At 58.6% G+C, this 8,267-nt stretch carries 5 protein-coding genes and 1 pseudogene; all 6 read left to right on the top strand.

The window, feature by feature from the left end; all coding sequences use genetic code 11:
* Positions 1 to 1,211 precede the first annotated feature (1,211 nt).
* Positions 1,212 to 2,138 (top strand): annotated as a pseudogene (locus tag C8J25_RS21420) (hypothetical protein); the annotation flags it as partial.
* The gene (locus C8J25_RS20020; RefSeq protein WP_244187250.1) at positions 2,139 to 5,573 is read left to right on the top strand and encodes a beta strand repeat-containing protein; all 3,435 of its coding nucleotides are present in this window, start codon (positions 2,139 to 2,141) and stop codon (positions 5,571 to 5,573) included.
* A gap of 49 nt (positions 5,574 to 5,622) precedes the next feature.
* Positions 5,623 to 6,066, top strand: coding sequence for an outer membrane protein assembly factor BamE domain-containing protein (gene bamE, locus C8J25_RS20015; protein ID WP_107956102.1), 444 nt, complete (start codon positions 5,623 to 5,625; stop codon positions 6,064 to 6,066).
* A gap of 50 nt (positions 6,067 to 6,116) precedes the next feature.
* Positions 6,117 to 6,884 (top strand): tetratricopeptide repeat protein, encoded by a 768-nt coding sequence (locus C8J25_RS20010; RefSeq protein WP_167397791.1) that lies wholly within the window; start codon positions 6,117 to 6,119, stop codon positions 6,882 to 6,884.
* A gap of 57 nt (positions 6,885 to 6,941) precedes the next feature.
* On the top strand, positions 6,942 to 7,301 hold the full coding sequence (locus tag C8J25_RS21415; RefSeq protein ID WP_107956100.1) for a TetR/AcrR family transcriptional regulator: 360 nt from the start codon (positions 6,942 to 6,944) through the stop codon (positions 7,299 to 7,301).
* Between the two features lie 268 nt (positions 7,302 to 7,569).
* Positions 7,570 to 7,917 (top strand): hypothetical protein, encoded by a 348-nt coding sequence (locus C8J25_RS20550; protein ID WP_146173443.1) that lies wholly within the window; start codon positions 7,570 to 7,572, stop codon positions 7,915 to 7,917.
* Positions 7,918 to 8,267 lie beyond the last annotated feature (350 nt).

The raw sequence follows: 8,267 nt of genomic DNA, 5'->3' as shown, positions 1-8,267 counted from the left end.
AACCAGAACAACGCCATCTACCGCCTCCATCGTCACACGCTCTGTGAATCAGGAAGCCCTCTTCAAATCAATAGCCTGATTGGGTTTGAGCCCTAGTGGGCTTAAGGTTCGGCAGCAGATCGATCGTTGCGGATCCGACGCGGATGGGAAGACCTGAAAATCATCCATGGCCGCGTTGAATGGCTAAATTACGACCTTTCGTTCAACCCAAAACGACTAGATCTATCGATCAGAGCGCTAAATTAGCGCTGATCTGGTTTTTTAAAATCCCGTTAATCGTGAAAGCTCAGAACCATCACATATGACATTTGTCAGTCCGATTCGGCATGCGAAATGTAACATCGTAGATGTGCAGTTGGCCGGGGAAGATGATGGTGATGGAGGTGCCAATGTACGGGTTTGGTCATTGCAAAATCTATGGGGGCGTGATGCTCATAATAGCAAACATCCTGTTCTCTACAGTATCAGCGGATGCGAATGCTGCCACGTTACCTTCTAAGGGTGATATTGCAAAAACGAGCACGGTAAAGTCCAACACCATTGCCCCATCGAACCGACTGTCCGACATTGCAGTTCGACTTCGGCAAAATGGCGTGGCAGCATGCGCCCCACAGATAAACGCAGCTGGTGCAACAATACTTGCGGGAGCCAGTCAATATGACACGCTATCGAACTGGAACCCGAAAGGCGGCGATCAGCGTAGTGTGAACGTCGTAGTCGCGCAACGCTACCCAGAGAAAGAACCGATCCCGTCAGGTGTAAGCACGATCGTTGCAACGCCAGTTTCGCCCGGGCGGTGCGATTTAGTTGCGGTGCAGGTCGTACCGAGCCCTTTGTCTTGTGATGCTGTGCGCAATGCGATGACGACACGCGCTCAGGCAAGAGGGCAACTTGTTGGAGTAACTGTCATGCAACAGGGACCCACGGAAACGCTTCTGGTCCCTACTGGGACTGGTACGTGTGTGGTCGTCGACTTGACCACCACTTACGCACAATGACGGTCAGAGCGATGCGCCTCGCATGCGTATCGCCTGAGCGTCGCCTATCAAATATTGCCTGCGCCTTGTGATCAACGGCACTCGCCGCCCGCGCATTAACATCTGAATCCCAAGGACATCTACCGAAAGCCCGGCACCGAACGCTCGTAGAGCCTCCGGTCGATCGTCCGCGCTTGTTCGGAACAATACTTCAACCGAAATTGGAGACAGCCAATGACCACCGAGCGCCATAACGTTGCAACCATAAGCCAACAGAACCGTCTTGCACGGCGGTCGACAGCTCTCGATAAGGCCCGAGGGAAACAGGCCAACAAGCAATCTTCAGCCAATTTGGCCAACGCCTCACCGTTACGTCTGAATAGTATGGCGGCTGCTCTGCCGGCGGGGGGGCCCGGTGGCCGGGCGGAAATCATCTCCAAAGCACTCTACGCGAACCTGCCCGTCGCAGCTATGCTGGCCGTAGGAGCGCTCGGCATCGGGTTGATGTATCCAACGACCGCCGGCGCAAACACCTACAACAGCACGGGAGCATGCAACTCTGGCGCTGACACGGGGCCTGACGGCATTCCACGCCCGGCGGAGACGAACCCAGTCGACGGCGACGGCACCTATTCAAGTGTGCTAGGATGCAGCGCAAACGGTGGGGCTAAATTTGGTGTCACGGCCCTAGGTGCCTATTCGTCGGCGACGGGCGATGGTGGTGTTGCCGTAGGGTACGGAGCTAGCGCATCGACCCGCGCGACGGCTACGGGACTCTCCGCCATCGCCTCGGGATCGAACTCGGTTGCAATTGGTGGCCGTGATATTGTCGCGCAAGGCGGAGCGACCACCCCTGTCGCCGTCGCCGGGGCCACGGCATCGGGTATCCGTGCCGTGGCAGTCGGATCGGGATCCAGAGCCGCAGCGAGCTCGGCGATTGCAATCGGCGACTCAGCGACCGCTTCAAGCACCAACAATATTGCGATCGGTACCGGCGCCAGTGCGACGAACGCTGCGGTCAACTTTAATGCGGTCGCGATCGGCGAGAATTCGACATCGACCGGGGGCACAGCCCTAGGCAGCGCGAGCAGAGCCGTTGAAGCCTCGACGGCGCTTGGCTCGGGTGCGAAGGCTACCGTTCAAAATTCGATCGCGATCGGCGTGCGCGATGATTTCCAGACGATCGCGTCAGGCGACGGATCCATCGCGGTAGGAAACGCTGCCACTGCTACTGGACTGACTTCGATCGCGATCGGACGTCAATCCACATCAGCAGCCAACGGCGCAATCGCGCTGGGGCAGAGCGCCAATGCGAGCGGTATCGGTGCCTTGGCGCTGGGTGGTGCCACCGGTGGCTTCCTCTCTCCGGGCGCATCGCAGGCAACCGGTGCGTACAGCGTTGCGCTTGGTGGAGGCGACGGCAGCACGGTTGGCGGTGTCGTCCAGAGCGGTGCGCGCGCGGCGGGCGCAAATAGCGTCGCGATCGGTACCGCCAGCGTCGCCAATTCGCAGAGCAGCACTGCGGTCGGCTACAATAACCAGGTGACCGGTGCTCGCTCAGGCGCTTTCGGTACCGGCAACGTCGTCACCGGCACTGCCTCATACGCGGTCGGCGACCCCAACATCATTAACGGCGACGGCACGTTCGTGACCGGCAACGACAACACGGTGAACGGGCCGAACACAGCCGGCAACGGCAACCGTATAAACGTCCACGGCTCCAACAACATATTGGCAAGTACTGCCAATGCGTCGGGCTCTGCCGTGTTCGGCAACACCAACACGGTGAATGCGCAGAACGCGATCGTCGCGGGCAACGGTAGCACAGTGACTGCTGCGGGTGGCATCGTTGTCGGCGGTGGCAGCAGCGCCACGGCCGCCAATGCACTCGCACTCGGCAACGCGGCGACTGCAAGCGGCACGAACGGCGCCGCAATTGGTCTCAATGCCGTCGCGTCGGGCACATCGTCTGCGGCGCTGGGCCTGACGGCTACGGCATCGGGCGCGAACGCACTGGCCTTCGGCAACAACGCCCAGGCAAGCGGCGGTGGCGCGACTGCGATTGGCCAGAACACGAACGCTAGTGCGCAGGCCGCGGTTGCGATTGGTACACTTGCACGGTCGTCCGGCCTCCTTGGTCTGGCAATCGGCAGTGGATCCATCGTTACCGGGGACTACGGGATCGCGATCGGCTCCGATGCCCAGGCACCCGGCACGTTCGGTGTTGCCATCGGCAACACCGCAAGGGCCCTCTATGACAATTCGCTAGCGCTCGGTGCAGGTTCTCGCACAGGTACTGCTGCACCTACAGGTGTCGGTTATGCCACTGGTGCTGCGGCCCCAACGTCGGAGGTGTCCATCGGTAGAGCGGGTGCCGAACGTCGGATTACCAACGTTTCTGCGGGCGCAGCGGCGACCGACGCGGTCAACGTCAGCCAGCTGACGGGCGTGCAGAACCAGTTCGCAGGCGTCATCGGCGGTACCGTCAATCCAGACGGTACCTACACCGGGCCAACCTACGCGACGACGGGCGGGACGACCGCTACCACGGTGCAAGGCGCATTCGATAACTACAACACCGCCATCACCAACACGGCCGCTGTCGCAAACCGCGGCTTCGACGTCACCACTGCCCAGACGGGCACGGGTACGGTGACTGGTACCGCGATTGCCAACGTCGCACCGGGCGCCCGGCAGACGATCACGGCGGGCAACAACATCGCAATCGCGCAGAACGGGACCGATCTGACGATCGCCACCAACCCGAACCTGGTGGCCGACAGCCTGACGACCGGCGGTACGGTGATCAACACGGCCGGCTTCACGAACGGGGCATCCACGTTGGGCGCAACAGGGCTGACCATCGCAGGCGGCCCCAGCGTCACCACCGCTGGGATCAATGCTGGCAATCAGGTGATCGCCAACGTTGCAGCTGGCGTTGCAACAACGGATGCCGTCAATCTGGGCCAGCTCCAGGCAATCGGTGCCGTCGCCGACAACTCGGTGCAGTATGATGACGCGGCCAAGACACGCACGACGCTTGCAGGCGTCGCTTCGACCGATGGTGGCGTGACGGGCGGCACGACGATCGGCAACCTTCATCAGGGCGAGCTGAGTGCCACCTCGACCGAGGCGGTCAACGGCGCGCAGTTGTTTGCCACCAACCAGCAGGTTGCGACGAACACCGGCGCCATCGCCGGCAACACCACGGCGATCACCAACCTCGGCAACAGCATCGCCAGCGGCACGATCGGTCCGGTCCAGCAGAGTGGCACGGCCAACCGGCTGGCGCTGGTCGCGCCGGGCAGCACGGGTGCGGCACCTGGCGCGCTCCAGACGCTCGGCAACCTTGCCGCGGGTACCGCTGCGACCGATGCGGTCAACGTCAGCCAGTTGAGAGGCGTCCAAGGACAGTTTGCGGGCGTCATCGGCGGTACCGTCAACCCCGACGGTACCTATACCGGGCCGACCTACACCACTGCTGGGGGTACGACCGCGACGACCGTGCAAGGCGCGTTCGACAACTACAACACCGCCATCACCAACGCGGCCGCGACCGCAAACCGGGGCTTTGACATCACCACCGCTCGGACCGGGACGGGGACGGTCACGGGCACCGCGGTTGCCAACGTCGCACCTGGCACGCGGCAGACGATCACGGCGGGTAACAACATCTCGATCAGTCAGAGCGGTACCGATCTTACGATCGCGACCAACCCGAACCTGGTGGCTGACAGTCTGACGACCGGTGGCACGGTCATCAACGCAGCCGGTCTCACAATCGCTGGCGGACCGAGCCTTACGACCACGGGGATCAATGCTGGCGGGAAAACGGTGACGAACGTCGCGGCGGGGTCAATTGCTGCCGGATCGACTGATGCGGTAAACGGTTCGCAGCTTGCCGCTACCAACAGCAGCATCTCAGCACTTACCACTATTGTAGGCGGCAGCACGATCGGAGCCGTTCAGCGCCCTGGCACTGGCGACCGGCTTAACTTAGTGGCGGCAGGCGCTTCAGGCGCTGCCCCAGGCGCCGCACAGACGCTGGCGAACGTCGCAGCCGGTCTACTCGCAGCCGGTTCGACAGAGGCGGTCAATGGTGGCCAGCTTGCCGCCACCAACCTAGCGCTCGCGACACTTGGGCAAAGCGCAGTGCAATATGATGATGCAACGCGCACTGGGGTCACGCTGAACAGCGGCGGATCGCCGGTCGCCCTTCGCAACGTTGCCGCAGGTACCTTGGCGACCGACGCTGTCAACGTCGGGCAACTGGGATCCGGACTGGCGAGCACGTTGGCAGCAGCTAATGAGTATACCGACGTACGGATCAACGCGGTCAACTTCGATCTACAGACCTACAAGCGTGACGCAAACGCTGGCACGGCCGGAGCGTTGGCTTCAGCGGCGCTTCCCCAGGCCTTCGAACCGGGCAAGAGCCTCGTTGCGGGAGGCGTTGGTACATACCGTGGTCAGGCCGCCTTCGCAGTTGGCGTTTCGCGGATCTTCGACGACGGCCACACCATTCTGAAGGCCGGCGTCAACCGCGACACGCGTGGAAACAGCGGTGCCAACGCAGGCATCGGGTACCAGTTCTGACTAATAGCGGGTCGCGTCACGTGACCCGCTCCTCCAGCGGAGAACCATCATGAAGCAGTATGTCAGTTTGATCCTTGCCTTGGCCGCGCCGGCGAGCCTCCTCGTACCAAAGGGCGCGGCCTTTTCCCAAGTCCCCACTATGTCTGCGCCATCCCCACGACCACTCGTCGATGGCAGCGCGTTCAAGACAAAGTCCGCTTATGATCGGAAAAAGGGCATCGTCATCCAGCCTTCAATGGTCAGATTGATTGTGCCAGGTATGGACAAGGACGCAGTCTACCGCATCGTCGGCGCGCCGCATTTCGGCGAGACCATGACGCGCACATTCAATTACATCCTGAATCTTACGGCAACAGGCGACGACCCGATGCGCTGCCGGATGCAGGTGGTCTTCGGAACTCCCCAGCAGGGGCCGCTGGCTAGCCGTCGGCCGATCGTGCTGCGGGTTGTTTGGCAGACGTCGGCATGTGCCGACCGGGTAGGTGCGGGATGACGTCAGGACGGCGGAACCGTTGTGTGATCCGACGCGGCGGACCTAACGGCTTGGCCTGGTGCAAGCCCACGTTACGCCTCGCTGCCGCGCTTCTGGCGGCACCTGTTTCGGTCAGCACGGCTCAAACGCCCCCCGTCGACGCGCACGTCTTTGCCGAAGACACGGCGCGAGAAGTGGCAGCTTTGGTAAAGCCGGGGGCCGTCTTGATCGTCGGTGAACCTCAAGGCTATTATCAGATGGCCGTTGTCGCGCAGCTTGAGGCGAAAGGCTTTGTGACCGCTACGAGGTCGGTAAAAGGCGGGATACCTACTCGATTTTTGATGGCCGATGGCGGGCGCAGTGGGGCGGCAAAAGTCGACCTGGCGGTCGGTACCACTATCCTCTGGCGCACGTATGAGCGTTCGAGCGGAAAGCCTTCCGGGACATGGAGAAAGCAGGCACCGACGCCGACGCCGGTCGACCAAACGCTGAATGAATCCGAACAGCTGTATCAGCTCGGCCGCAGCATCGAAAATCAATCGCCAGACCGCGCAATGAGATATTATCGGCTTGCGGCGGCGTTAGGCCACAGAGAAGCAGCCTTGCGCCTGGGGCTGACCTTGATCGCGAATGGCGAAGCGGAGGAAGGCATCCGGTTCATCACCGTCGCATCAAATGCCGGTAATGCCCAAGCTGAGTACGTTCTTGGCCTGGCGTACCTCAATGGCACCGGGATCGTGAAAGACCCGATCCGCGGTCGGAGCTTGCTCGGTAAGGCGGCAGATGCGGGTATAGTTGCAGCCAGTCGGGCTTTGGGCCGCGAGGCTTTGGGCAGATGATACAACTCTTATTGCAATGATGACGCAATACCGTAATTTTATCGAGGGACCATTTATATGGTGAGATTTTCCCCTGGTATTCGATCGCATACACGAATGACCTACGTTAGGCGCCGTCTTCAATTGCTAGATATAGCTCTAAGCACTATTGAGATGACCGGAACTGCATCTCTAAAACTTGGTGATATTGCTAAGAAAGCAAATATTACCAGTCCCGCGGTGTATAGATATTTTGCCAACGTTGACATATTAATTTTTGAGTTGCGAGAGCATTTCTTTTACAAAGAGGACATATGCAGAGAAATATCAGATCATCTTGCAAAAAGGCATAGTTCGCAGCCCGTAGGCGTGACATTCGACAATTCAATCTATGCCATGTCGCGAAATGGACAGCGAAAAATCGGAGTATCTCACTGACCAGCCGGCTAAGGGTCTGCAACCATATCTCCCCCAAAACTATGGCAGGCCAGGGCTCACTGGCGGTTGCCAAGTGGCGTCGCTCCCTCCGATCGAGGTGGTGGAGCTGAGGTAATTTACCGTCAGGACATTAACGGTATTCAATCCTAAGATTTATAGGACAACTAGTACAAAAGGCATCCCCAAAAGTAAAACGTACTACGTCGAATAATTGCTCCAATTAATCTAGATTATATACTAGATTACTAATCTAGATCATATGCGGCAAATGCATGGTGATGAGCGGCGAGCGCAAATAGCAAAGATGATACTATCTGCGCGTCTGAATCGTAATGTGCTATTTCCTAGTAATATGTTTAATGACCACGCATGGATAATTTTGCTTACCCTATTTGTTGCCCACGCAGAAAATAGAATATTATCCAAGTCTGAGGTAATTCATAAGTTAGGCGCTAATGTAGAAACGTGTACGCGTTGGATAAAATACCTAATTCAAAGCCGACAAGTTTTTGATATAGAAAACGGAAAAGACTTAATTTTATCAGATGAAACGATATCTCGCCTAAGAAGCTTATTTGACGACGTTATCACCGAAATATATGGTTTTAGTAAGTGACCTATAATGATTTGTTAGTAACAGATCTATCATTAGATATTAATATACGATTCTTATCGATCTCGGATAGGGTAATAGATCAGAACTAAGCGGGAAGGTCATCGACGGTTGGCAGTCGAGCGATCTCCACCTCACATTGGGTTGAGTCAGGAGGTCCACCGGTTGGGCCCCCGACACGGACCAGCTTTGGCGCACAGCTTATTTAGCGTGTTTTGGCGCATGAAACCGGTGGAACAGCTAAATCTCATATTTCTCTAGGGTCAGGACTCATTGGTCATAGCCAGAAGATGACAGTGGCCGCGAGCGCGACGGCAGAGAAGAAGACGGTTGGGCAGCGGTCGTAGCGAGTG

The sequence above is a fragment of the Sphingomonas faeni genome, from assembly GCF_003053745.1.
Lineage (GTDB): Bacteria > Pseudomonadota > Alphaproteobacteria > Sphingomonadales > Sphingomonadaceae > Sphingomonas > Sphingomonas faeni.
Note: the sequence above shows the minus strand (reverse complement) of the source record. Positions and strands in the feature narration are given on the sequence as shown.

Coding starts and splice junctions, on each gene's coding strand:
- bamE (WP_107956102.1), top strand. CDS start 5,623: ATGAAGCAGTATGTCAGTTTGATCCTTGCCTTGGCCGCGCCGGCGAGC.
- C8J25_RS21415 (WP_107956100.1), top strand. CDS start 6,942: ATGGTGAGATTTTCCCCTGGTATTCGATCGCATACACGAATGACCTAC.
- C8J25_RS20550 (WP_146173443.1), top strand. CDS start 7,570: ATGCATGGTGATGAGCGGCGAGCGCAAATAGCAAAGATGATACTATCT.